This is a genomic window from Microbacterium sp. TPD7012 (genome assembly GCF_003075395.1).
In the GTDB taxonomy this organism is placed as follows: Bacteria; Actinomycetota; Actinomycetes; order Actinomycetales; family Microbacteriaceae; genus Microbacterium.
This window is the reverse complement of the sequence record NZ_QDFV01000002.1, coordinates 308,723-334,653: the sequence shown is the minus strand read 5'-3', so window position 1 is coordinate 334,653 and position 25,931 is coordinate 308,723. Positions and strand designations below refer to the sequence as shown.

General features: G+C 69.2%; 18 protein-coding genes. 4 read left to right on the top strand and 14 right to left on the bottom strand.

Features of this window, described 5'->3' with window-relative positions:
• Positions 1-8: 8 nt before the first annotated feature.
• The 4 genes from DC434_RS05555 to DC434_RS05540 form a co-directional block, all read right to left on the bottom strand.
• On the bottom strand, positions 9-947 hold the full coding sequence (locus DC434_RS05555; protein WP_116634291.1) for an aldo/keto reductase: 939 nt from the start codon (positions 945-947) through the stop codon (positions 9-11).
• Positions 944-1,861 carry a carbohydrate ABC transporter permease gene (locus tag DC434_RS05550; RefSeq protein ID WP_243408825.1) on the bottom strand — a complete coding sequence of 306 codons (918 nt, stop codon included), beginning with the start codon at positions 1,859-1,861 and terminating at the stop codon, positions 944-946. Before DC434_RS05550 ends, DC434_RS05555 begins: the two co-directional genes overlap by 4 nt.
• Positions 1,858-2,811, bottom strand: a complete 954-nt coding sequence (locus tag DC434_RS05545; protein WP_116634290.1) for a sugar ABC transporter permease — start codon at positions 2,809-2,811, stop codon at positions 1,858-1,860. The genes DC434_RS05550 and DC434_RS05545 overlap by 4 nt, the downstream gene beginning before the upstream one ends.
• 68 nt (positions 2,812-2,879) lie before the next feature.
• Positions 2,880-4,178, bottom strand: a complete 1,299-nt coding sequence (locus tag DC434_RS05540) for an extracellular solute-binding protein (RefSeq protein WP_116634289.1) — start codon at positions 4,176-4,178, stop codon at positions 2,880-2,882.
• Positions 4,179-4,343: 165 nt separating this feature from the next.
• Between DC434_RS05540 and DC434_RS05535 the strand changes: the two genes are divergently transcribed.
• Together DC434_RS05535 and DC434_RS05530 are read left to right on the top strand one after the other, a co-directional pair.
• Entirely contained in the window at positions 4,344-5,498 is a 1,155-nt protein-coding gene (locus DC434_RS05535) for an ROK family transcriptional regulator (RefSeq protein ID WP_116634288.1), read from the top strand.
• A 114-nt stretch (positions 5,499-5,612) separates the two neighbouring features.
• The gene (locus DC434_RS05530) at positions 5,613-7,775 is read left to right on the top strand and encodes an alpha-galactosidase (protein WP_116634287.1); all 2,163 of its coding nucleotides are present in this window, start codon (positions 5,613-5,615) and stop codon (positions 7,773-7,775) included.
• Positions 7,776-7,821: 46 nt separating this feature from the next.
• On the opposite strand, the gene DC434_RS05525 is transcribed toward DC434_RS05530, so the two are convergent.
• The 7 genes from DC434_RS05525 to DC434_RS05495 form a co-directional block, all read right to left on the bottom strand.
• Positions 7,822-9,861 carry a beta-galactosidase gene (locus tag DC434_RS05525; RefSeq protein ID WP_116634286.1) on the bottom strand — a complete coding sequence of 680 codons (2,040 nt, stop codon included), beginning with the start codon at positions 9,859-9,861 and terminating at the stop codon, positions 7,822-7,824.
• Positions 9,851-12,046 carry a glycoside hydrolase family 36 protein gene (locus tag DC434_RS05520; protein ID WP_116634285.1) on the bottom strand — a complete coding sequence of 732 codons (2,196 nt, stop codon included), beginning with the start codon at positions 12,044-12,046 and terminating at the stop codon, positions 9,851-9,853. The genes DC434_RS05525 and DC434_RS05520 overlap by 11 nt, the downstream gene beginning before the upstream one ends.
• Positions 12,039-12,935, bottom strand: a complete 897-nt coding sequence (locus DC434_RS05515; protein WP_116634284.1) for an ATP-binding cassette domain-containing protein — start codon at positions 12,933-12,935, stop codon at positions 12,039-12,041. The genes DC434_RS05520 and DC434_RS05515 overlap by 8 nt, the downstream gene beginning before the upstream one ends.
• Positions 12,932-13,828 carry an ABC transporter ATP-binding protein gene (locus DC434_RS05510; protein WP_116634283.1) on the bottom strand — a complete coding sequence of 299 codons (897 nt, stop codon included), beginning with the start codon at positions 13,826-13,828 and terminating at the stop codon, positions 12,932-12,934. The genes DC434_RS05515 and DC434_RS05510 overlap by 4 nt, the downstream gene beginning before the upstream one ends.
• On the bottom strand, positions 13,825-14,838 hold the full coding sequence (locus tag DC434_RS05505) for an ABC transporter permease (RefSeq protein ID WP_116634282.1): 1,014 nt from the start codon (positions 14,836-14,838) through the stop codon (positions 13,825-13,827). The genes DC434_RS05510 and DC434_RS05505 overlap by 4 nt, the downstream gene beginning before the upstream one ends.
• 61 nt (positions 14,839-14,899) lie before the next feature.
• On the bottom strand, positions 14,900-15,889 hold the full coding sequence (locus DC434_RS05500; RefSeq protein ID WP_116634281.1) for an ABC transporter permease: 990 nt from the start codon (positions 15,887-15,889) through the stop codon (positions 14,900-14,902).
• A gap of 61 nt (positions 15,890-15,950) precedes the next feature.
• Positions 15,951-17,654 carry an ABC transporter substrate-binding protein gene (locus tag DC434_RS05495; protein WP_243408824.1) on the bottom strand — a complete coding sequence of 568 codons (1,704 nt, stop codon included), beginning with the start codon at positions 17,652-17,654 and terminating at the stop codon, positions 15,951-15,953.
• A 156-nt stretch (positions 17,655-17,810) separates the two neighbouring features.
• On the opposite strand from DC434_RS05495, the gene DC434_RS05490 reads away from it, so the two are divergent.
• Positions 17,811-20,033 carry an alpha-galactosidase gene (locus DC434_RS05490; protein ID WP_116634279.1) on the top strand — a complete coding sequence of 741 codons (2,223 nt, stop codon included), beginning with the start codon at positions 17,811-17,813 and terminating at the stop codon, positions 20,031-20,033.
• 58 nt (positions 20,034-20,091) lie between these two features.
• Here DC434_RS05490 and DC434_RS05485 read toward each other — a convergent pair whose 3' ends face one another.
• Both DC434_RS05485 and DC434_RS05480 read right to left on the bottom strand, forming a co-directional pair.
• Positions 20,092-21,108: a Gfo/Idh/MocA family oxidoreductase gene (locus DC434_RS05485; RefSeq protein WP_116634278.1), complete on the bottom strand. Its 1,017-nt coding sequence runs from the start codon at positions 21,106-21,108 to the stop codon at positions 20,092-20,094.
• 13 nt (positions 21,109-21,121) lie between these two features.
• Positions 21,122-23,620 (bottom strand): glycoside hydrolase family 2 protein, encoded by a 2,499-nt coding sequence (locus DC434_RS05480; RefSeq protein ID WP_116634277.1) that lies wholly within the window; start codon positions 23,618-23,620, stop codon positions 21,122-21,124.
• Between the two features lie 127 nt (positions 23,621-23,747).
• On the opposite strand from DC434_RS05480, the gene DC434_RS05475 reads away from it, so the two are divergent.
• Positions 23,748-24,902, top strand: a complete 1,155-nt coding sequence (locus tag DC434_RS05475; RefSeq protein WP_116634276.1) for an ROK family transcriptional regulator — start codon at positions 23,748-23,750, stop codon at positions 24,900-24,902.
• Positions 24,903-24,931: 29 nt separating this feature from the next.
• Here DC434_RS05475 and DC434_RS05470 read toward each other — a convergent pair whose 3' ends face one another.
• Positions 24,932-25,927, bottom strand: coding sequence for a nitrilase family protein (locus tag DC434_RS05470; protein WP_116634275.1), 996 nt, complete (start codon positions 25,925-25,927; stop codon positions 24,932-24,934).
• Positions 25,928-25,931 lie beyond the last annotated feature (4 nt).

Sequence of the window (25,931 nt, the reverse complement as noted above, 5' to 3'; positions counted from 1 at the left end):
GTCGTCCTTCAGGTGGAGAGATGGGAGAGGTCGGTGTCGATGATGTCCGCGACCTCGTTCCAGAGATCCGCAGGCACGCGGATGCGGTCGTTCTCGACGAGTTCGTCGACGCGCTGTGGCGCGGAGACGCCGACCACCGTGGAGGCGATGCGCGTGTCCCGCGTGGAGAACTGCAGCGCCACGGCCGGCAGCGGCACGTCGTGGCGCGCGCAGGCCTCTCGCAGCCGCGCCGTCGTCGCGACGATCTCGTAGCTGGGTGGCCGGTAACGGTACGTGGGTCGAGCGGCAGCAGGACGCGCGAGGATGCCGCTCGCGTACGGGGCCGCGTTCACGAACGCGACCCCGCTCTCGATCGCGTGGTCGATGAGCGATCCCGCCGACCGATCCAGCAGCGTGTAGCGGTTGTGGTTGAGCACGACGTCGAAGACTCCGAGATCGACGTACCGTCGCATCTCCCCGAGGTCGCCGCCCGCGACGCCGATCGCGTCGACGAGACCCTCCCGCTTGAGGTCGACCATCGCCTCGACGGCGCTGCCGGGGCCGACCATCGTGTCGAAGTCGAACCACTCGGGGTCGTGCAGGTAGAAGACGCCGAAGCGGGCACCGCCCAGCCTCGCCGTGCTCTCCAGGAAGGAGCGGCGCACGCGTTCGCCCGAGAAGCTGGTGTCGCCGGGAAGCGGGTCGGCTTTCGTGGCGAGCACGAAGTCGTCCGGAAGCCCCCCGGATGCCTCGATGGCACGGCCGATGCGCCGTTCGCTCTCTCCGCCGGAATACTGATTGGAGGTGTCGATGGAACGGACGGGGCTCGCGAGGAGGTGCTGCACGGTGCGGATCGCGACGGTCTCCTCGACGTCGTAGCCGTAGGTCGTCGCGGCTCCGCCGAGCGGGCTCGCTCCGACGCTGAGCGGAGGCAGGACGCGCGCGGGTATCGCCTCGGGCACTGTCATCCCTTGATCCCTCCCGACACGAGATCCAGACGCCAGTACCGCTGAAGCGACAGCACGAGAGCGACGAGCGGGATGATCGAGATCGCTGCGCCGGTGATCGCCACGGAGTACAGCGCAGGACTGCCCGAGCCCTTCGACAGCAGGGTGAACAGGCCGACGGTGAGCGGGTACAGGTCCTGATCCGAGAGCATGATGTACGGCAGCAGGAAGTTGTTCCACGTGCCGATGAAGTGCAGGAGGAAAACGGTCACCATGCCGGGCACCATCAGCGGCAGCACGATCATCCGGAAGATGCGCCATTCACCGGCGCCGTCGATGCGGGCGGCCTCGAGGGTCTCCTGCGGGACGGCCGACATCGCATAGACCCGGCAGAGGTAGATCCCGAACGGGCTGACGATGCTCGGCAGCAGCACCGACCACTGCGTCCCGGTGATCCCCACGGTGGACATCAGCAGGTACTGCGGCACCGCCAGCACGATGCCCGGGATGAGGATGCCGACGAGGAAGCCGAAGAAGATCGCGTTCCGTCCGCGGAAGCTGTACTTCGCCAGAGCGAAGCCCGCCATCGCCGAGACGAAGACGGAGAGGACCGAGGCGACGCCCGAGTAGAGCAGGGAGTTGAGGCACCAGAGGAGGTACTGGCCGTCCTCATAGGTGAACACCTCGACCAGGTTCTCCCAGAGGCCGCTTCCCGGCGCGAAGGTGAACGTGGTGAAGAGCTCGCTGCGGGACTTGGTCGCCGCGGTGAAGACCCACGCCACCGGGATCAGGCAGTAGATCGCGCCGACGATCAGCACGATCGTCGGGAGCACGCCCCAGCCGCCCTGACGGCTGCGCTCGCCGGCTCGCCGGGAGCGCGCGGAGCGGTTCTTCTCGTCGCCGAGCACGATCGATCGCGTCATCGTGGAGGTCATGATTCCATTCCGTTCCGTCGGCGGTTCACGAGCCGGAGGACGAGCGCCGACACGAGCACCGTGCCGACCGCGAGAAGAGTGGACGCTGCCGCTGCCTGCGGCAGATTGTCCGTGCCGAACGCATCGCGGTAGATGGCCATCAGGGGAACCCAGCTCGCCGAGATCGTGCTGGTCATCGGCCGCAGGGTCGCCGGCTCGCTGTAGAGCTGGATGGTTCCGATGAGGGAGAAGAACCCGGTGAGCACGAGCGCCGGCATCACCAGCGGGATCTTGATCCGCCACGCGATCTGCAGCTCGTTCGCGCCGTCGAGCCGCGCCGACTCGTAGATGTCGGCGGGGATGCCGCGCAGCGAGGTGTAGATGATGATCATGTTGAAGCCGACGCCGCCCCAGATCGCGATGTTCGCGAGGGAACCGAAGATGCCCGACTCCTCGAGGAACGGGATGGGGCCGAGGCCCGCCGCCTTGGTCAGGAAGGAGAACGGGCTCGTGCTCGGCAGGTACATGAAGCCCCAGAGGAGCGCCGCGACGACGCCGGGAACCGCATAGGGGATGAAGATCGCCGTCCGGCTGAATCGCTTGGCGCGCACCGCCGGCGCGTCGAGCAGGAGAGCGAAGAGCAGCGCGAGGCCGAGCGTCAGCGGGATCGCGATGACCCCGTAGATCAGCAGCCTTCCGAACCCGGCGAGGAACGTCTCGTCCTGCAGCACGGCGAGATAGTTCTCGAACCAGACGAACACGTCCTGCTTGCGGCCGAGCGCCCCTCCCGTCACCCGGTAGGCACGCAGGCTCAGCCAGATCGCATACGCGACCGGGATCACCGTGAAGACGATGTAGAGCACGATCGCGGGCGTCGTGAACAGATAGGGCGCGAGTCGATTCGACCTCGCCCGTCTGGGCTTCGACGATGCGGCCGCCGTCGCGGCTCGTCGCGGGGTTGCGGTGGTCATTCCTGCCTCGCTTCTGTCTGCGGTCGGCCGGCGGGAGGGGTGCCGAGAATGTCGGCACCCCTCACCGGTCAGTCGTTCGTGACGGTGAAACCGCTCTTGACCATGTCGTCGATCACGGCCTTCTGAGTGGCGATGAAGGCGTCACGCCAGGGAGTGCCGTTGTCGATGGCCTTCTGCAGCTCGTCGGCGAACACCGTGCGTGCGAGATTGACGTTCGGGCCCCAGGTGACCGGGATCGTGTCCGCCGAGATCTCGGCCGCGACGCTGTAGAAGTCGGTCTGCTGCGGCATCAGGGCCGGAGGATCGTTGCTCTCGGTCATCTCCTGGCCGGCGATCGCCGCCGGATACAGGGACTGCGTGTTGATCATGAGGTCGTTGCCCTCTTCCGAGGCGTTCAGCCACTTGGCGAACTTCGCGGCCTCCTCGGGGTGGTCGCTGCTCGTGGTGACCACGAGAGCGGATCCGCCCTGGTACGGCACGGCCGCATCGCCTTCGGTCCACTGCGGGAGCGGAGCCATCTCCCAGCCGCCGCTCGTGTCGGCCGCGACGTTCTCGATCACGCTGGGCGCCCAGACCGCCGAGGGCCAGGAGAGCATCGTGCCGTTGTTCAGCGCGGCGTTGTACTCGGGCGTCAGCAGCGGGTCCGTGCTCACCAGCCCGTCCTCGACGAGCGCCTGGAAGAAGTCGGCGACTTCGAGAGACGGTTCGTCGGCGATGCCGACGGTCCACTCGTCACCCTCGCTCGACCACCACTGGGCACCGGCCTGGGTCGACACGCCCGCCCAGAATCCGAACTCGGCAGGCGGGAGGGTCGCGATCACCGTCGCGGGATCGGCGGCCTTGATGGCTTCGGCGGCCGTCCGGAACTCGGCCCAGGTCTTCGGCGGCGTGACGCCGAGCTCCGCGAAGCGATCGGCGCGGTAGACGTTCGCCATCGGCCCGACGTCCTGCGGGATGCCGTACACGACGCCGCCGAAGGTGGTCTGCGCCCAGGTCCCCTCGGTGAAGGCGTCCTCGACGTCGCTCACGTACTCGGTGATGTCGGCGGGAACGTCTGCCACGATCATGGCGGGGAGGGTCGTGTACTCGACGAGCGCGACGTCCGGTGCGTTCCCCGCGCGGTTGGCCGTCAGTAGCTTCGCCGAGGAGTCGGTCCCGCCGCCGGCATCGGTGTATTTGACCTGGATGTCGGGGTTCTCCTTGTTCCACTGGTCGACGACGTCCTGCGAGTTCGAGGCCCACGCCCAGTACTCGAGCTGCACCGGGCCGTCGCTGTTCGCGTCGGAACCTGAGCAGCCGGCCAGGCCGGCGACACCGATGATGGCAAGTCCCGCCACGGCGGCGGCAAGCGGTCGATGAGTGCGCATCAACATCTCCTTTGATTGCTGTGTGCGCCGGACTCTCCGGCATCGGGACCGGTCACAATGCCGGCTCACCTAGATTGCCGTCGCCCGCCGCGTTTGTCAACAAGTGAAACTAACTTCGCGAATTCTTCGTACGGCATGATGGGGGTGAACGAAGAGAGAACCGTCATGCCGAAGAGTTCCGCACCCGCAAACGTCGAGGCCCCCGCCTGGCCGAAACTGAATCACGGCGAGCGTGAGACGCTGCGCGAGGTCCTCATCCACGGGCCGCTCCCCCGCGCCGAGATCGCCCGTCGCCTGGGTGTCTCCCGTGCCAGCCTCACCCGCATCACCCGCAACCTCCTCGACCACGGTCTGATCATCGAGGGGGCGACCGAGCAGCGCGCATGGACGGGCCGCCCGAGCGAGCTGTTCGACATCGCACCGGAAGCCCGACACTTCTTCGGCGTCAAGCTCACCGGCGACGCGATCTTCGCCGCCGTCGTCGATCTCGGCGCGCACGAGGTCGCGACCGCCGAGGAGGCGCTCGAGTCGCGAGACGTGGCCGACGTCGTGGCCAGGATCGCGGAGATCTTCACCGGCTTCTCGGAGCAGTTCGACGACATCGTCGCCGGCGGGGTGTGCGTCGCCGGCGATCTGACCCAGGACCGGCAGCTCGTCGTCGACTCGCCGTTCCTCGGGTGGAAGGATGTCCCGCTCGCCGAGATTCTCACTTCCGAACTGGGCATTCCGATAGCCACGGAGAACGACGTCCGTGCGCTCACCGCCACCGAGCACTGGTTCGGCGCCGGGGCCGGATGCCCGTCGCTGGCGCTCATCACGGTGGGCGCCGGCATCGGTCTCGGCCTCGTGATCGACGATCGCCTCGTCGCCGGATTCCATGGCCGAGCGGGTCGCCTCGACCATCTGAAGATCGACGGCGCCGGCCCCTTCTGCCCCGAAGGCCACCGTGGGTGCGCGTCGGTCTACCTCACCAACGAGTGGATCGTCCGATCGCTGCAGGGAGCCGCCGCCGACTACCCGGAGGCGGTCGCGCATGCCCGCCACGGGCATCCCGCAGCTCTGCAGGCCTTCCGCGACGCCGGCACCGCACTGGGCGTACTCATCGCGACCGTCGCCAACGGCATCGATCCGCAGAAGATCATCCTGACCGGCGACGGGCTGCCGGTGTGGGAGCTGGCGGAGCCCGAGATCCGTGCCGCGATCGACGGGGTCCTCAGCGCGGGATCCGAGCCGCTCGAGCTCGACGTGCAGCCCTTCCAGTTCAACGAATGGGCGCGCGCGGCCGCGGTTCTCGGCATCCGCACGGTCCTGCGCTTCTAGACCGCGTTAGTTTCGTTTGTTGACAAACGCGCCGATTCCCAGCAAGCTGTGACGCCGGGGGCCTTCGCCTCCGAGCCGTCGAAGCACGGCCTCTCCGAGGAAAGCGCAGCGCCCATGACATCGACCGACCTGCGATCGGCTGACACGCGGGCGGACCTGCCCGGTACTCGGCACCACGCCCTCCGCGGCGGCGGCGTGGAGGTGGCCGTGGTGTCCCGAGACGACGGCCTTCCGGAGGTCCTGCACTGGGGCGGCCCCCTCGGCCCTGCCGACAGGCAGGAGCTGGTGCTCGCCTCGCGTCGTCAGGTCTCGCCGAGCGCACTCGATGCGGAATGGCCGATCACCCTCCTCCCGAGCGAGCACGACGGCTGGGAGGGACGCCCGGGATTCGCCGCTCATCGAGCGGGACGCATCTGCGTGCCGCGATGGCACAGCGTTGAGACCCGAGGTGACGAGACCGGTCTGCGCGTCACGGCGCACGCCGACGGCCTCGAGCTGCACACGGACATGCATCTCGACGACGCCGGCGTGCTCCGTGTGACCCACGAGGTCGTCAACACCGGTGACGACGACCTGGAGCTGCTCGCGCTCGAGGCGACCATGCCGGTCGGCGACCTCGCCGCCGATGCGCTCGACTTCTCGGGCCGGTGGACCAGGGAGCGCAGCCCCCAGCGCACGCGTCTCCTCGAGGGCAGCCGCGTGCGCGAATCCCGCCGCGGCCGCACCGGGCACGATTCGCCGATGCTGCTGACGCTCGGCACCGCCGGCTTCGGCGACCGCACCGGTGAGGCGTGGGCCGTCCACCTCGCCTGGAGCGCCGACTCCGTCTACCGCCATGACGCCCTCCCCGAGGCTCCGACTCTGCTCGGCGCGGGACCGCTGCTGCGCGCCGGCGAGATGGTCCTCGCACCCGGAGACCGATTCCGGGCCCCCACGGCGGCGTTCGTCTGGAGCGACCGCGGGCTCGACGGGCTCGGTGCGCGCCTGCACGCCTCGCTCCGCGCGCGCGTCGGCCATCCCTCCACGCGGCCGGTCACCCTGAACACCTGGGAGGCCGTGTACTTCCACCACGACATCGAGCGGCTGCGCACCCTCGCCAAGACGGCGGCCGACATCGGCGTGGAGCGCTTCGTGCTCGACGACGGATGGTTCCTCGGCCGACGCAGCGACGTCGCCGGCCTCGGCGACTGGAGCGTCGACCTCGAGATGTGGCCGGAGGGGCTGCATCCGCTCGCCGACGAGGTGCGCCGCCTCGGTATGCAGTTCGGGCTCTGGTTCGAACCCGAGATGGTCAACGTCGACTCGGACCTCGCGCGGGCGCACCCCGATTGGCTGCTGCAGGATCCGGAGGCGGGCGTGCGCACCTGGCGGAACCAGTACGTGCTCGACGTCGCGAACCCCGCCGTGTTCGAATATCTCGTCGAGTCCATCTCGCGGGTGGTGTCCGAGTACGGGCTCGACTACATCAAGTGGGATCAGAACCGCGACCTCATCGAGGCGGTGCACGACGGCCGTGCCGGCGTGCACCGCCACACCCTCGCGGTGTACGCCCTGCTCGACGCCGTGCGCAGGCGGCATCCGGGTCTGGAGATCGAGTCCTGCGCCTCCGGCGGAGCACGTGTCGATCTCGGCGTGCTGGAGCGCACCGATCGGGTCTGGGCGTCGGACACCAACGATCCGATCGAGCGCCTCGACATCCAGCGATGGACCGAGCTGCTCCTCCCCCTCGAGCTCATCGGCTCGCACGTGGGACCCCCGGTGACCCACACCACTCGTCGTGAGACGAGCCTGGGCCTGCGCATCGCCGTCGCCCTGTTCGGCTCCTTCGGGATCGAGTGGGACATCACCGAGTGCACGCCGGACGAGCTCGACCAGCTCCGTGACGCGATCGCCGCGTACCGGCGACTGCGCGGCCTGCTGCACACCGGCCTGCTCGCCCACCCCGCCGGCGGCGACGACGGGCTGCGCGTGACCTCGGTCACGGCACCGGATGCGAGTCGCGCCGTGGTCAGGGTCGCGCGGGTGACGAGTTCCGACCGGGCGCTTCCGCGCCTGCTCCGACTCGTCGACCTCGATCCGGACGCGCAGTACCTCGTGCGGCCGGTGGCGGAGCTGCGGATGCCGCGAGCGATCGAACCCTCCCCGCCCCCGTGGCTGGAACGCGGACACGTGGTGCTGACGGGCGCGTCCCTCGCGCAGCGCGGCATCCGTCTGCCACTCCTCGGACCGGGACAGGCGCTCGTGCTCGAGGCGGAGCGGCTTCCCGCGGAGGGCTGACCGCGCCGAGGGCGGCGACCCGGAGTCCGGTTCGCCGCCCCGCCCGTCACTCCCGGATGACCGCGACCGCTCCTGCCGGGACGGAGACGCGACCGGTGTGCGCGTTCCCGGTGAGCAGATCGGTGCCGGATGCCTCGACCCAGCCGTCGTCGTCGGTGTGGTTGATGAGGAAGAGGTAGGAGGAGTCGTCCGAGCTCCGGCGCACCGCCTCGACGCCGCGCGAGACGACAGCCGTCGGCGCGACCCCGGCCTCATCGAGCAGACGCTCCGCGAGCGCGGCCAGGCCCGCCACATCGAGATCGGTGGACAGGTACCACGCCGTCCCGGCGCCCACCCGGCGGCGGGTGAGCGCGGGGTGACCGGCGAGCGGCCCCTCGGCGTACCCCGCGACGACCTCGACGCCGTCCTCCGGCCGTGGATGCCGCAGCCGCTCCGACCACCGGCGCCCGGTCCAGCCGTTGTCCAGGGCGAACGACCGTTCGCTCTCGAGCGGGAAGAACTCCTCGCTCGTCACGCCGACCAGCGAGCGGAACGCGCCGGGATACCCGCCGATGTGCACGGTGCCCGCCTCGTCGACGATGCCGGAGAACCAGGTCACCAGCGCGATTCCGCCGGCCTCGACGTACTTGTGCACCGCGCGCGCGTTCTCCTCCGACACCAGGTACAGCCCGGGGACGATCACGAGCCGGTAGTCGTCCAGCCGCGACCAGGGCGGCACCACATCCGTGGTGACGGCGCGCTCGAACAGGACGTTGTGGACGGCCCGCGCGGTGTCGGCGTAGCGGAGGTTGTTGGCGGGCTTGAGGCCCGACCGCAGCGCCCATCCGGCCTCGTTGTCGTGCAGCAGGGCCACCTCCGCGGGGGCGACCACCGTGTCCCGCACCTCGGCGAGCGCAGCCATCTGCGAGCCCAGCGCGACCACATCACGGAAGACCCGGCTGTCACGACCCGCGTGGGGCAGCATCGCGGAGTGGAACTGCTCGGTCCCGGACTTCGAGGCTCGCCACTGGAAGAACATCGCGCTGTTGGAGCCGCGGGCGATGTGTGCGAGCGCGTGGCGGCTGATCTCGCCCGGAGCCTTGGGCTGATTGATCGGATGCCAGCTCGACGCGCCCGTCGCATGCTCCATCAGCATCCAGGGTCGGCCGCCGGACATGCCGCGCATGCGGTCGCCGCTGAAGGCCAGGTCCTGGTGCTTGAGAGGGTCGGGGCCGAACGTGTAGTGGTCGTTCGCCACGATGTCCATCTCGTCGGCCCACCGCGTGTAGTCGACCACGTCGGGACCGAGTCCGACCATGAAGTTCGTGGTGATCGGGAGTTCCGGGGTGAAACGCCGCAGCGCCTCCTTCTCTGCACGGTACTGCGCGAGGAGCTCGTCGGACGAGAAGCGCTCGTAGTCGAGCAGATGTCCCGGGTTGTGCGCGGTGACACCCCAGGGCGTCGTCACCTCCTCGAAAGAGGAGTAGCTGTTTCCCCAGAACGACATGCCCCAGGCCGCATTCAGCGCGTCGACCGTGACGTACTTCTCGGCCACCCACTCGCGGAATCGGGCGTTCGAGACCGGGCAGTGGCAGCGTGCGTTCCCGCCGCCGAGCTCGTTGCTCACGTGCCACATCAGCACGGCGGGGTGTCCGGCGACGTGCTCGGCGAGGCGCTCCACTATGCGTACGGCGTATTCCCGGAACACGGTCGACGACGGGCACCAGCCGAGTCGTCCACCCGGCGCGAGGGGGTGTCCGTGGATGTCCTGCGGCAGGATCTCGGGGTGCAGGCGGTGCAGCCACATCGGCACCGCGGCCGTGGGGGTAGCGAGATCGACGGCGATCCCGTTCTCATGCAGCAGATCGAGCATCCGATCGAGCCACGAGAAGTCGAAGACGCCCTCGCGCGGTTCGTGGATCACCCAGGAGAACACGCCGAGGGTCACGAGGTTCACCCCCGCCTCGCGCATCAGCTCCATGTCCTCGAGCACGACGTCCCACGACCACTGCTCCGGGCTGTAGTCGCCGCCGAAGGAGAGACCGTCGGTCGGCCAGTCGACATGTCGACGAGGGGCGTCGTTCAGGATCTCGGTGCTACTGGTCATCGGGGTTCCTCTCAGGGGAAGGGGTGGGGGGTCTCCGGGTCACCCGCAGCACGCGTGCGGTGGGCGCCGGCACGTCGACGGTGACGGCGAGTTCTCCGGCCGTCGCATCCCAGCGCCAGGACCAGCCGTCGGGGGCATCCGGGAAGAACGCCTCGACGGTGATCTGAACGTCACGGAATGAGGGCAGGGGGACGATGACGGTGCCGGTCGCCCCGGGGCGACGCCACAGGCTGAGGAACGCCGACCCATCGCCCGGGTCTCCCAGACCCAGGGCGACCCAGGGGTCCTCCCAGGCGGGGAGGCCCAACGGCCAGAACGGCATCGCCTGCTCGATCATGCGCAGCACCACCCGGTGCGCGTCCAGCGCGGCGCGGACGAGTGCGCGCTCGTCGGCTGCCATGCGATTGAGATAGCCCGAGAGGTAGAGCCGCCCGAGCACGCCGTTGACGAGTGCGAAGACCATCTCCTCGCGCGTGCTCCCCGCCACCGGATACGCCCAGTTGCCCGCCTGTTCCGGGAGCATCGCGGCGGGAGCCGCGGCCGCGATCGTCGCATACATCACGGGATCCTGCTGGTCGGAGGTGGACTGCAGGTGGAGCCGCGAGAGCATCGCCTGATCGATGCGCATCGCCCCGGACGCGCAGCTCTCGATCAGCAGATCCGGATGCCGCGCCTGCCAGCCGTCGATCACCTCGAGGAGAGCGCGGTTGTGCGCGAGGAGTCCGGCGCCGGGAGCGAGGCCCCCGGCATCCGTCCCCGGTCCGGTCATGGTGTTGTCATCCATCTTGATGAACCCGATGCCGTAGTCGGCGACCAGCCGATCCACGACCTCGTCGACATGCGCGCGTGCGGCCGGGTCGCGCAGATCGAGCAGGTGACGGCCGTGCTCGGCGAGACGCACGCCTCCGCGTGAGAAGAAGGCCGAGTCGGGAAGCGCTCGACCGGAGGATGCGACCGCGAGCGGGGAACGCACGCCGATGACCTCGGGCTCGAGCCAGAGACCGGCGATCATGCCGTGGGCGCGGATGCGGTCGATGACCTCCTCGATGCCGTCGGGGAATCGCCGTGCAGCGGGCTTCCACTCACCGACCGAGTCCCACCAGCTCCCCTCCGCGTACCACCCGGCGTCGATGCAGAAGACGTCGGCGCCGATCGCGGCGGCCGCGTCGATGAGCGGAAGCAGCTTCTCGGTGGTCGGGTCGCCCATGAGCGTGTTCATGTAGTCGTTGAACACGATCGGAAGCCGCCGGTCCGCAGACCTCACATGACGCAGCGCACGGCGCTGCGAGGTCAGGGCGGCGAGCACCTCGTCCACCCCGCCGGCCGCGAAGGCGATCGACGCCGGCACGGTCGTGAACGACTCCCCGGCACCCAGGCGTGTACTCCACTGATTGTCCTGATCGGTCGGGCCGGTGAGCAGCAGATAGGCGCCATGCCGCGTCTCGCCGATCTCGTAGCCCCACGGACCGTTGTGCTCCACCTGCCAGGCGAGGGCGTGGTCGCCGGTCCGGGCGAGCAGCATCGCGGTCGGCACCTGCTCCCCGCTCGACCAGGATCCCCGGTCGGCGACATGGATCCGGCTGCGCGGCGGCTGATGCTGCAGGTCGCGATCGATCCGGGCGAGACCGCTCTCGCGCAGCGAGCGCGTGGCCCAGCGGCTCTCCGCGACCCAGTCGTTCGCCGCCGTCGCCAGCAGGAAGCCGTCGACATCGGGAGCGGCGGTGAGGAACGCGCCGGTGACGAAGGTCGAGACGAAGTCGAGCACGATCTCCGCGGCGGCATCGATCTCCGAGGACGGCTCGAACGAGACCTCCGACCAGGTGCGGAAGCCGCCGATGCCCGGCGTCCGTTCGAAGACGCTCATGACCTCGATCCCCGTCTCGTCATCGCGCTGCCGCAGGCGCAGCATCCGCTCGTCGAGGATGTGGGAGGCGTGGCGGAGTCGCGCTCCGATGACCGTGTCGACGTGGCGGAAGCTGCCGGGGAAGCGGCCGTGGCCGAACCCGGAGAGCTCGACGAGCGGCTGCCGGAGAGAAGGGGGCAGCACCGGGATGCCCGCGCCCGACGTCGCGGGAGTCCCGAGGCCGACGAGCGACACCGGCGCATCCTGGCCGATCGCGAAGACGAGCTCCAGCGCGTCGTCGCCCCAGCGGAGGACGTCGTCGCCCTGACGCGCCTCAGGCACGCGCCGGTTCCCGCTCCGCGCTCTCCCAGGTCTGCGTGAAGTGGTTGTAGCAGACCGAGTTGTCCAGCGATGCGCGGTCGGGCGCCGCCTCGCTCGACACGACCTTCCCGATCTTCTCCGGGTCGGGCGCGGCGATCGCGAGCAGACGGGTGTAGTCGTGCTGCGGGTTGAGGATGACGTCGTCGGCGGGACCGCGCTCGACCACTCGTCCGTGGTAGAGCACGAGGATCTCGTCCGAGAAGTGCCGCGCGGTGGCGAGGTCGTGGGTGATGTAGAGCAGCGCCAGGTTGTCCTCGCGCTGCAGCCGCCCCAGCAGGTTCAGCACACCGAGGCGGATCGACACGTCGAGCATCGACACCGGCTCGTCGGCGATGAGCACCTCGGCACCGGGAGCGAGAGCGCGGGCGATCGCGACGCGCTGCCGCTGGCCGCCGGACAGTTCGTGCGGACGACGGATCGCGACGTCCTCCGCCGGCGTGAGGTTCACGCGGTCCAGCATGCTCAGCACCTTCTCGTGCACGGCGGCGGCGCCGGTCGCCCGACGGTGGATGCGGATGGGCCGCGCGATGTGGTGCTCGATGCTGTGGAACGGATTCAGCGACGCGAACGGATCCTGGAACACCATCTGCACGTGTCGGCGGTAGAGCGAGCGCGGCATCGCCGTGCCGTCGTCGAGCGTGACGTCGATCTGTCCCGACGTCGGCCTCTCGAGTCTGGCCAGCATCCGCGCGATCGTGGACTTCCCCGACCCGGACTCTCCGACGAGCGCGATCGTCCGTCCGGGGACGAGGTCGAACGACACTCCGTCCACTGCCCGGAACGCGCCGCGGCGCAGTCCCTTCCTGATCGTGTAGTCCTTCGTCAGATCGGACACCCTGATGGTCGTCATGAGCGCTGTACCTGCCCCTCGTCTGTGCCGGTTCGGATGAAGGCGCCGCGCGAACCGCTCAGGCTCGGGAACGACGACAGCAACTGCTGCGTGTACTCGTGCTCGGGTGAGCGGTAGATGCGATCGGCCGTGCCGAGTTCGACGATCTCGCCCTGCAGCATGATGGCGATGCGGTCGCTGATCTCCAGCAGCAGCGGCAGATCGTGGGTGATGAAGATGACCGCGAAGTCGAGCTCGTCCCGCAGACGGACGATCTCCCGCAGGATGTCGCGCTGCACGACCACATCGAGGGCCGTGGTCGGCTCGTCCATGATCATGACCTGCGGCTCGAGCAGCATCGCCATCGCGATCATCACCCGCTGCCGCATGCCTCCGGAGAGCTCGTGCGGGTAGGAGTGCAGGCGACGCCGGTCGACGCCGACCCGCTCGAGCACGTCGCCCGCGCGCTGGATGCGCTCGCGCTTCGACATCTCGGGGCGGTGGGTCAGCAGCACGTCCTGCAGCTGCGCGCTCACGGTGGTCACCGGGTTCAGAGCGTTCATCGCGCCCTGGAACACCATCGACAGCTTCGTCCAGCGGAACGCCCGGAGCTGATCCTCCTCGAGGGCCAGCAGGTCGAGATCGCTGCCGTCCCGGTCGTGGAAGATGATGCTGCCCGACGAGATGCGTGCGGGCGGCTTGTGCAGCCGGTTGATCGCATAGGCGAGCGTCGTCTTCCCGCATCCGGATTCCCCGGCGAGGCCGAGGATCTCGCCGGGCGCGAGCGTGAACGAGGCGTTCTTCACCGCCGTCACCGGGTGATCGACCTCGTAGACGACCGACAGGTCCTCGACGCTGATCACCGCCGGCCGAGCGGAACCGGTCCGGGTGCGGATCTCCTCCGAGATCGTCATGCTGCGGCCTTCCTCTCCCTGGTCGCACGAGAGCGCTCGAGGCGGGCGGCGACCCTGGCGCGCTTGCGGTGCAGCCGGACGTTCTTGAGCTTGGGGTTGATGATCTCGTCGATCGAGAAGTTGATGAGCGAGAGGCCCATGCCGAACAGCGCGATGATGAGGCCGGGCGGCACGAACCACCACCACGCGCCCAGCGAGAGCGCGAAGCCGTTCTGGGCGTAGAACAGCATGGTGCCGAGGGTGGACGAGTTCGACGCCCCGAGTCCGAGGAACGACAGTCCTGCCTCCCCGAGGATCGCGGCGATCACAGCGAAGACGAACTGCGACGCGAGCACGGGGAGCAGGTTCGGCAGGATCTCGACGGCGATCACACGTCCGGCGCGCTCTCCGGCCACCCGGGATGCCGCGACATAGTCGCGATTGCGGATGGACAGCGTCTGCGCGCGCAGCACTCGGCTGGACGCCGCCCATCCGGTGATGGCGAGCACGACCGCGATCGTCCAGAGGCCGCGCTGCGCCTGCGGGACGAACCCCGAGATCACGATCACGAGCGGCAGTCCGGGGATCACCAGGAAGACGTTCGAGAAGAGGGAGAACGCCTCATCCGCGAACCCGCCGATGTACGCCCCCAGGATGCCGAAGAACGCCGACAGGATGGTCGCGAGCACGCCGACGATGAGGCCGATCTGCAGGGAGCCGGCCGTCGCGTGGGCGAGCTGGGCGAACACGTCCTGGCCTGTCTGCGTCGTGCCCAGGATGTGCTCGGCGCTGGGTGGCTGAAGCCCCGAGTCCCGGATCGTGGTCGGATCCTGCACCAGGAGGGGACCGATGATGCCGAACAGCGTGATGCCGCCGACGAGCACGAGACCGAAGGCGAGCCACGGCGTCATGGTGGGCAGCATCATCAACCACGGCGAGCGCGGCTTCCTGCCGCGTTCGGCCGCCGCGGTGGCGAGGGCCATCGTCGCGTCGGGGACGTTGGGCTCGGTGCGGGGAGCGAGGTTCGTCATCGGCTGAGTCCTTCCGGGAAGAGCAGCACGCGCAGGGGCGTCGACATCGTCGCCGCCGACATCACGCGTTCACCCGCGTGCGGGGGTCGATGAGCCCGTAGAACAGATCGACGATGAGGTTGGCGACGAGCACAGCGAGGGTGATGAACAGGAACAGACCCTGCATCAGCGCATAGTCGTTGTTGGTGACGGCCGAGAGCAGCTTGGACCCGATCCCGGGGTAGGAGAACACCTGCTCGGTGACGATGGAGCCGGAGACCACGAAGCCGAGCGAGATCGCGAATCCAGCGATCGACGGCAGCACCGCGTTCCTCGCGGCGTACTGGCGCAGGATTCGTCCCGGGGTGAGGCCCTTCGCCTGCGCGGTGAGGATGTAGTCCTCCGAGAGTGTCGAGACCATCATGTTGCGCATGCCGAGCAGCCATCCCCCGACCGAGGCGATGACGATCGTCAGCGCGGGGAGGAACCCGTACTGGATCGCCGACCCGATGAACTCCCAGGAGAACCCGGGGTCCAGGATCACGTCGTATCCGCCCTGCGCGGGGAAGAGCTTGAGCGTCGAGGCGAAGAAGTAGACCAGCAGCAGTGCCAGCCAGAAGTACGGGACGGCGGCCAGCAGGGTGGTCGCGGGGATCAGCGAGTCGAGCCAGGTTCCCGGCTTCCAGCCGACGATGGCTCCGAGCACCACCCCGATGACCGTGGCGAGCACGGTCGACACTCCCACGAGCACGATCGTCCACGGCAGGGAGGTGTTGATCACCTCGATGACGGGCGTCGGGAAGTAGCTGACCGAGACGCCGAGATCGCCCCGGAAGATGTTGACGAGGTAGTTCCCGTACTGGACGAGGAGCGGCTCGGAGGAATCGCCACCGAGAAGGAGTTCATAGGCCTTGCGGGTGTCCGGGGTGACGATGCCGCCCCGTTGCTGCAGCTTGGCCAGCAGGATGTCGACGGGGTTCCCCGGCAGCAGACGCGGAATCAGGAAGTTGAGGGTCAGCGCCGCCCAGAGGGCGATGAGGTAGAACCCCAGCTTTCGGACGAAATAGTTCACGACGTCCTTCCCTGCACCCGCTCAGCCGGCTCGACGTTCTCCTTCTCGGTGGCGATCACGATCACTCCCCCGTCGGCTTCAGCGACTTGAAGATCTGCGCGTTGTCGGGCGATGCCCACACCGCCGGGAACGCGTAGAGGTCGTCCTGCGTCGGCCATCCGGTGAACTTGTCGGCGTTGAACTCGCTGGTCGTGCCACCCGTCAGGACGGGGATGTACGGCATCGCGGCGACGATCTTCTCCTGGATGATGTCGAACTGCACCTGCCGCGCCGCGGTGTCCTCCGGGTTCGTGGCCTTGAGCACCTCGAGCGCGGCATCCACCTCGGGGTCGCTGAACCGCGCGACGTTCTGCGGTGCGACCTCGCCGACCGGAGCGGTGAACGCGGTGTTGAAGTACTTGTCGTACAGGTAGTACGGGTCGGATGCGGCGCCCTGACCCAGCGAGTCGATCGCGAGCTGGTACGTGCCCTTGCCCTTCTTGTCGGTCCACTCGTTCCACGACGACTGCGAGACGCGGAGCTCGATGCCGGCGGCCTTGAGCTGCTGCGCCATGGTGTCGATCGCCGTGATGTAGTCGGTCCAGCCGGTCACGACCTCGACGGTGAGCGAGAGCTTCTCGCCGCCCTTCGCATAGATGCCGTCCGACCCCTTCGACCAGCCGGCGCCCTCGAGGATCCCGGCCGCCGTGTCGGGATCGGCGGCACCCGGCGCGACGGGCTCGGCGACAGCAGACGAGATCAGGTCCTTCTGCGTCGTGGTGAGCGCGAACGTCGGCGAGATCTCACTCGCCGTGTTCTGGAACGCGAGCGAGTTGATCTGGTCGCGGTTGAGGGCGGCGTAGACCGCCTGGCGCACGGCCGGATCGGTCTGCGGACCGGTGCAGCCGAGCTCGGCGCTCGAGCAGGTCAGCAGAGCGACCTGGTTCTGCGGGATCGTGATCGCGTCGTAGCCGGGGTAGGTCGTGGACACGTTCTCGATGTCCGGCACCGGACCCGTCTGCCAGTCGATGGTCCCCGCCTTGAGCGCGTCGACGCCGGCGGTGTTCCCGGACAGCGAGAGGTAGCGGATGCCCTTCACGGCGGGGGCGCCGTCCCAGTAGTCCTCGTTGGCGGTGAGCGTGAACGCCTGCGGCTTGAAGTTGTCGAGCGTGTAGGGGCCGGTTCCGACGGGCTTCTCCATCACATCGGTGGTGGGGTCGATCCCCGACCAGATGTGCTCGGGCACGATCGGAGTGCGACCGAGCAGCGTCGGTCCGCTCACGAACGCCGGGTGGTCCCAGGTGAAGACGACGTGCGTGTCGTCTGTGGCCTCGACGGTTCCGTCGAACCCGCCGTTGTTCAGCGAGGGGGTGTCGAGCAGCAGCTGGAACGTGAACGCCACGTCGTCGGCGGTGAAGTCCTCACCGTCCGACCAGGTCACGCCCTCGCGGAGCGTGACCGAGAGCTGTGTGCCGTCCTCGCTCCAGGTGTACTCGGTGCCGAGCAGCGGGGTGTACGGGTCGGTGTTGACGTTCGTGACGAAGAACAGGGACTCGAAGATGGTGCCGATGCCGCCGATCTGCGACGGCGAGTAGGGGTTGAAGTTGATCTGGTAATCGCCGGCCTGCCCCGTGTACGCGATCAGGGTGTCCGCCGATCCGGAGGCGGAACCGCCGGATGCCGGGGCGCAGCCGGCGAGCAGCAGGGTGGTGGCGACGGCGGCCGAGGCTCCTGTCAGAGCCATCCGGATGCCGGCGCGTGGGCGCTTCGTGCTGAGGAACATCATCGTCCTTTCCCAGGCGCGCTCACCCGAGAGGTGTCCGCGCCGACTGTGTGAATGGAAGGGAATCTCCATCTACCGCCCTCATTGTTACGTAGGTAAACTAAGTCCGTCAAGCACTTCCAGGAATCGACCGGACGGATCCCGTCCTCAGAGGGCACCATGACTGATCTCGCACTTCCGGATGTCCGCGGCGAAGTGGCCGCGCATCCTGCACCCGCCCCGCGACTCGCGCATCTGCGCGGCGACGGGGTGTCACTCGTCATCGACTCGGCGACGGGTCCCGGCACGGCGGGTGCCCCGGCGTCCATGCCCCAGGTGCTCTACTGGGGAGCCGACCTCGGCGACCTCGACGATCTCGACCCCGAGGAGATCGTCGCCGCGATGAGTCGGCAGGTTGCCGCGGGCACGCTCGACGCCGCCTGGCAGGTGTCCCTGCTCCCCCTCGAAGGGGAGGGCTGGGGCGGGCGGCCGGGTTTGAGCGCCGGGATCGCAGGCGTCCCCGTCCACCCGCGCTGGGCGCGCGTGGACGGCGCGACCGATCCCGTCGGCCGCCGGTTCTCGGCGACCGCGGAGGACGTCGTCAACGGACTGCGAGTGGACTCCGCCGTCGCCATCGAGGCGGGCGGCATCGTGACCGTGACGCACACCGTCACGCGAACGGGGGTAGGCGCCCCTGCGCTCACGATCGAATGGCTGGAAGCCACGCTGCCGGCTCCGAAGGCGGTCGATCACCTGACGACCTTCGCCGGCCGATGGACGCGCGAGAAGGTGCCCACGACCGGCACGATCCCCCGCGGCTCCACCACGCGGCAGACCCGGCGCGGGCGTGGCGGCCATGACGCTCCCACGCTCTCGATCGTCTCGATCGATCCTCCCCGCGATCGCAGCGGCGAGCTCTGGGCCGTCCACCTCGGCTGGAGCGCCGACTGCACCTACCGCAACGACCGGATGCCGGACTCCATCGATCTGCTCGGCGCCGGAGAGCTGCTGCGCACCGGCGAGATCACGCTCGGCCTCGGCGAGTCGTACACGACCCCCACGGCCTACTTCGCGTGGTCGGGGGCGGGCCTCGACGGTCTGTCCGAGCGGTTCCACCGGTTCGAACGCGCGCGCCCGAACCATCCGCGGTCGCCGCGGCCGCTCGTTCTGAACACCTGGGAGGCCGTGTACTTCGATCACGACCCCGCCTTCCTCCTGTCGCTCGCCGAGCTCGCCGCGACGGTCGGCGTCGAGCGGTTCGTGCTCGACGACGGCTGGTTCCTCGGCCGCCGCAGCGACATCAGAGGACTCGGCGACTGGTCCGTCGACCCTTCCGTCTGGCCCGACGGCCTGGGCCCGCTCGCCGACCGCGTGCACGCCCTGGGGATGGAGTTCGGCCTGTGGTTCGAGCCGGAGATGATCAATCTCGACTCCGAGCTCGCGCGTCGGCATCCCGAGTGGCTCCTGCATCCCGGCGATCACCTCCCGACTCCCGCGCACCTCTCGTGGCGCACGCAATATGTGCTCGACATCGCGCGCGCAGACGCCTACGAGCATGTCCTCGGGCGCCTCGACGCTCTCGTGACCGAGCTCGGGATCGACTTCATCAAGTGGGACCACAATCGGGATCTCGTCGAGGCCGTCCACGACGGCCGACCGGGCACCCACCTCCAGACCCGCGCGGTGTATCGGATGATGGCGGAGCTCAAGTCCCGCCATCCGCGTCTCGAGATCGAGTCCTGCTCGTCCGGCGGCGCGCGCAGCGATCTGGGCATCCTCGAGGTCGCCGACCGGGTCTGGGCGAGTGACTCGAACGATCCGATCGAGCGGCAGGACATCCAGCGATGGACGCAGCTGCTGCTCGCCCCAGAGCTCGTCGGAGGTCACGTCGGCCCGACGACGGCGCACTCGACCGGGCGCACGACGCCCCTCTCGTTCCGACTGGCCACGAGCCTGATGGGCTCGGCGGGCTTCGAGTGGAACATCGCGGAGTGCACCCCCGAGGAGCGCGAGGTGATCACCCGGTGGGCCGCGCTCTACAAGGAGCTGCGCTCGGTGATCCACACCGGCACGGCCGTGCACGCCGACGTGCGCGACCCGGCCCTCCGCGTCGTCGGCGCGGTCTCGCCCGACGGCGCGGAGGCCGTCTTCACGATCGCGAGCGTCGCGACGCTCGAGGACTCGCTCCCGGAGCGGATCCGACTGCACGGCCTGGAGGAGCACGCGACCTACGACGTGCGCGTGCGGGACGAGATCGGCGCCTCCCGGCACGGCTTCGCGACGCCTGCCTGGCTGTCGAGCGGCGCCGTCGCTCTGACGGGCGCGTTCCTCGGCACGGTCGGTCTGCAGATCCCGCCGCTCTGGCCGGCGCAGGCGATCATCCTCCACCTCACGCGCCGCTGATACACGTGGGGGGGCGAGCGCCGAGGTCGATCCGTCGTCCTGATCGACCTCGGCGCCGCTACCGGCTGCCGATCTGGCGCCGCACCTCGTCGAGGGCGCGCATCACCGCGACGGAATCGTCGAGGGAGTGCAGCGGAGACTGCATTCTGCCCTCGGCCAGGTACGTCGCGACAGCGGTCGCCTGCCACGCGAGCCCGTCGCGCCCCACCAGCCCGCTCTCGTCGCGCCAGCGGCGCTCGTCGCCGCCCCGGGCGATGCGAAGCGCGGCGGGGAACACGAAGCTCGTGTCGAAGTGGACGCTCCCCGATGACCCGTGGATCGCTGCCAGCCCTGGCGTCGTCACCGTGCTGGACGCGCTGAGCGCCGCGTGCACTCCCTCCGCGTTCTCGAGGAGGACCACCGCTTCGGTCTCGACGCCGGTGGGGGCCAGCGTGCCGCGCGCCACGACCGAGGTCGCCGCGCCGAGCACCGAGTGCGCGAACCAGAGGCTGTAGACCCCGGCATCGAGCATCACCCCTCCGCCGACCGCCGGATCGAAGTTGCGATCCGCGGGGTCGTACCGCCAGCGCCAGCCGAGGTGCGCGGTGACCAGCCGCACGTCGCCGAGCTCCCCTTCCGCCAGGAGTCGGGCGATGAGCTGCGACTGCGGCAGGTACCGCGACCACATCGCCTCCATCGCGAAGACGCCGGCGGAACGGGCCGCGTCCGCGATCTCCGCCGCCTGCGCGGCGTCGAGAGCGAGGGGCTTCTCGATGAGGACATGCTTGCCCGCAGCGATCGCCGCGAGCGCCAGCGGATGGTGCTGCGCATGCGGCGCCGCGATGTAGACGACATCCACGTCGGGGTCCTGCAGAAGAGCCTCATGGCCCTCGTACGGACGCGGGATGCCGTGCCGCACGGCGAACGCGCGGGAGCGATCGGCGGATCGCGACGCGACAGCGAGCACACGCTGATCGGTGTGCCGGTGCAGCGCGCTCACCCAGTCCTCGGCGATCCCCCCGGGCCCGAGCACGCCCCAGCGGGCGACGGGTCCGCCCCGCAGGGGGGTGACGGTCGTCGTCGGAAGGCTTCTCACCCGCGCGCCCCTCTCAACCGACCTGATCGTCGAGAACGCTGCGGCCGCGGTGCAGGGAGTTGGCGTGCCGCAGCACGTCCGCCGCCAGCAGGCCCGAGCGATCGAGCCCGGACCCGGTCGTCACCCGGAACACCGCTCGCTCCCCCGCGAGCAGGGTCACCATGCCCCGATCCACGCGCGCACCGATGTCGAAGCGATCCACGAGCAGCGTGATGTCGCGGGCGTAGGAGCGCGCGGTGACGACGACGGTCGCCGCGCCGGTCTCGGCATCCGCTTCTCCGATCTCCGCGACGAGCGGGTCCGGGTCGAGCGCCTGGTCCAGGATCTCGACCGGATTGTGGATCGCCGTGGCGAAGCCGCCCAGCCGTGCGGTGAGGATCTCGCGGGAGCTGTCGCCGAAGGCGGCGAGCTCCGTCGGGATCGCCACCGTCGACTCTCCCCGGGCGGGGACGGATGCCGACGCTGAGGCCTCCGCGAGCACCGTGCCGTCGAAGAGCGTCCGCTGCAGACGGATGTCGCCGTTCCACGGGTCGTCGGAGTCGTTCAGCACGATGAGCGCCAGGCCCTCGTCGCGCGGCTGGAACGTCGCGAGCCGCGGCTCGTAGACGTCGCGCAGTGTGTACCAGAGCGGCTTCCGGTGCTCGGCGAAGTCGACAGCCGCCCACGAGACGACCGGCCAGTTGTCGTTGAGCTGCCAGACGATCGCGCCGGTGTTGCGGGGCGACAGCGAGCGGAAGTGCTCGATGCCGAACCGCACGGCGGCGGCCTGATTGAGCTGCGTCGCCCAGTGCCACTCCTCGATCGAACGGGGCTCGGGCAGGTGCCCCTGCATGCCGCGCTCGAGCTTCAAGTTGCCGTCGTTCGCCTTCTGATGCACGAGCATCTGCGCGCCGTAGGGTTCGAGGGGCTCATCGTGCACGACATCCACCAGCGTCGACCAGGCGGGAGGACCCTGGAAGCCGAACTCCGAGACGAACCGAGGGCGGTAGTGGCGGTACACGGAGTAGTCGACGGTGTTCCACACGTCCCAGATGTGCATCGTGCCGTGAGCGTCGTCATTGGGATGGAGGGCTTCGTCGAAGGAGTACGGGCTCGCGGGCGAGTAGAAGCGGCTCGGGTCGAGCTCGGCGACGAGTCCCGGGAGGAGCGAGAGGTAGTAGCCGAGCCCCCAGGTGCGGCCCTCGAGCCTCTCCTGCCAGCCCCAGTCGTGGTAGCCCCAGATGTTCTCGTTGTTCCCGTTCCAGATGACCAGAGAGGGGTGCGGGCTGAGTCGCGTGATCGCCTCGCGCACCTCCGCCTCGACCTCGACGGCGAGCCACTCCTCCTCCGCGTACGCGGCGCAGGCGAAGAGGAAGTCCTGCCACACCAGGATGCCGGCCTCGTCGCAGGCCGCGTAGAAGTCGTCGGACTCGTAGATTCCGCCGCCCCAGACGCGGAGGAGGTTCATGTTCGCTTCCGAGGCGTCGCGCACCCTGCGGCGATAGCGGTCGGCGTCGATCTCGGTGAGGAAGGCATGATCGGGGATCCAGTTCGCCCCGCGCACCTGGATGACCTCGCCGTTCACGCGCAGCACGAAGGGGGAGCCGTCGGCGTCGGGCGCCGTGTCGACGTGCACGCTGCGGAATCCGATCCGCGACGACCAGTGCGCGACCGGGGCGGACGAGTGTGCCACCTGGACGTCGACGTCGTGGAGCGGCTGGTCGCCATGCCCGATCGGCCACCACAGCGGGACATCGGGAACGTCGAGCTGCAGCCGGATCTCGGAGGTTCCCGGCTCGACGTGCTGGGTGGCGGAGACCCCGGCGGCGGATGCCGAGACCTCCCAGCCGGCCTCCGCTGAGCCGTCAGCCCATTCGAGCGCGACGCGCGCGTCCAGTCTCCCGTCGACACCGTCGGCGCGGTGCGAGAGATCGACCAGGGGCCGAACCGACGCGATGCGCACGCCCGACCAGCTGTCGAGGCCGATCGCCTTCCAGATGCCGCTGGTGGCGACGTCGATGCCCCAGTCCCAGCCGAAGTTGGATGCCGTCTTCCGCAGAGCGTTGTACGGGTGGTGGTTGGCGTGCGGCCGGGGGCCGTGGGCCGCGCTGCGCGCCTCGGCTTCGGCGACCGGCGAGGCGAAGGTGATCGCAAGCGTGTTCTCGCCGTCGATGAGGAGCGGGCGCACATCGAAGCGATGGCTGCGGTGCTGATTCTCGGTGCGGCCGACCAGCGAGCCGTTGAGCTCGATGGTGGCGACCGTATCGAGACCGTGAGCCACGAGGTCGTGGCGATGCGACCCGTCGTCGTGCCAGTCGAATCGGGTCTCATAGCGCCAGGCGGTGCTCCCGATCCACTGCTGCTCCGCCTCGTTGTCTCCGTCGAAGGGCGGGGCGATGACGCCGGCCGCGAGGAGGTCGGTATGCACGCAGCCGGGAACCGTGGCAGGGATCGAGATGCCGAGGACGGCGTCGGGAACAGGCCCCTCCACAGCCGAGAGGGTCCAGTCTTCGTGGAGGGTACGGAATGCCATGAGCGTCCTTGCGTCGGGGGCCGAATCGGGAGGGGTGGTGCGCCTGCTACTTTATTACAGAGCGTAACAAAGTCGATAGTGTCCCCGAGGGATATGATCCGGGTGTCGATGAGCGAAAGCAGGACAGGTGGACGACGAACGAGGCGGTTCGGCATTCGATGCCTGGCCCTACCTGACCGGCGTGGAACGCGGCGCGCTCCGGGAGCTGCTCATCCACGGCGCACTCCCCCGAGCCGAGATCGCACGTCGGATCAATGTGTCCAGAGCCAGCCTGACGCGCGCCTCTCGTGTCCTCATGGAGCACTCGCTCGTGGCCGAGGACGAGATCGCGCTGCGTGGGGCGATGGGACGGCCGAGCGAGATGCTCGTCGTCCGCGAGGACACCCACCACCTCCTCGGCATCAAGCTCACGGGTGATTCGGTCTTCGCGGTCGTGACCGACCTGCGCGCACGCAGCGTCGCCGAGGTCGAGGAGCGCCTCGTCTCGACCTCCGTGGAAGACACCGTCGACCAGATCGTCCGCATCCATGAGCGCTTCTCCCGAACCTTCCGTGATATCCGCGCGGCCGGAGTCTGCCTCGCCGGCGATCTCGCTCAGATCGACGGGCGGCAGATCGTCGTGGCCTCGTTCTTCCTCCGCTGGCACGACGTGCCGCTGGCCGAGCTCCTCCAGCAGCGGCTCGGCATCCCGGTCACGGCCGACAACGACGTCCGAGCGCTCACCGCCGCGGAGCACTGGTTCGGCGCCGGAGCGGGCTGCGACTCCCTGGCACTGGTCACCGTCGGCGCAGGCATCGGATTCGGACTGGTCATCGAAGGACGCGTCGTCACCGGGCACAACGGCCGTGCGGGACAGCTCGACCACCTCATCGTCGACTCGAACGGCCCGCCCTGCGGACTCGGCCACCGCGGCTGTGCGAGCGCCTATCTTCCGAGCGCGAGCATCGTGACGGCGATCGGCGTCGAGGGCCTCGACTACCCCGGTGCGGTCGAGCTCGCCCGAGCAGGCGACCCGGCGGCCAGGCGCGCATTCGAGGATGCCGCGCGCGCCCTCGGTGTGATGATCGGGACGATCATCAACGGTCTCGACCCGGAGAAGATCGTCCTCACCGGCGACGGCCTCGCCGTGATGGAGATCGCGGGCGGCGAGGTGATGCGGTCGATCGAGGCCGTGCGGCTCCCGAGCGAACAGCCGGTCCCCCTCGACGTGCAGCCCTTCGAGTTCACGGAGTGGGCGCGCGCCGGCGCCGTCGTCGCCCTCAGGAGTCTGCTGCGGTTCTAGGCATGCAGCCCGGCGTCGACACGGCCCGGTCAGCCCTCGATCCGGAAGTCGTCCGGGACGGGGACATCGGAGTGGCGCGCGGTGCGCGCGTCGCGTTCCAGACCGGAGCGCTGCGTGAGGATGCCGTAGAGCTCCGGGCGGCGGCCCAGGAGCCACCGGCGACCGGTCGACAGCGGAAGGAGATCCATGTCGAGGTCGGCGGTCACCACCGCTTCGTCGGCGACGGGCGTCTCGGCGACGATCCGCCCGTACGGGTCGAGGATCATCGCGTTCCCCGTGCGGATCTCGTCGTCGTCAGGGCCGATGCCGTTGCTGAAGAGCAGGAAGATCCCGTTGTCGTGTGCGCGGGCAGGGAGCCAGCGCAGGAGCCAGCCTCGCCCGTTCGGACCGTCGACCGCCTCCCGCAGTGCCTCGGGGTTCTCGAACCGGTCGCGCCAGAGCTCGGACGGAATCACCTTCATGCCGTGCGGGCTGCGCGAGCTCGTGCCGCCGGTCTGGTGGGGAGCGATGAGCACCGTCGCTCCGAGCAGCGCGACCGCTCGCACGTTCTCGACGAGGTTGTTGTCCCAGCAGATCAGGATGGCCATGCGCACGCCCCAGGGCGTGTCGAACACCGTGAAGTCGTTGCCGCTCGAGATCGCCTCGTGCTCGAAGGCGTGGAGCTTGCGGTGGATGTGCACGGTCCCGTCGGGGAAGCACACGGCGTAGGAGTTGAACAGCTCGTCGCCGTCGGACTCCAGGAAGCCCGCTCCGATGCCCACGCCGAGGTCAGCGGCGATCTCCTTCAGGGCCCGGACCAGCGGCCCATCAGCCGGCTCTGCGAGTTCACGCAGGCGCTCGGTGGTCGACGTGGTGAGGTGCCAATACGCCACCAGGCACATCTCCGGGAACACGACCAGGCGCGATCCGTCCTCGGCCGCAGACATGGCGAGGCGCCGCACCGTCGCGAGGTTGCCGGCCTTGTCCGCCGGAGCGGCTTCGAACTGCACCACGGACACGCGAAGGTCGGCTGCGGATTCGGTCATGGGG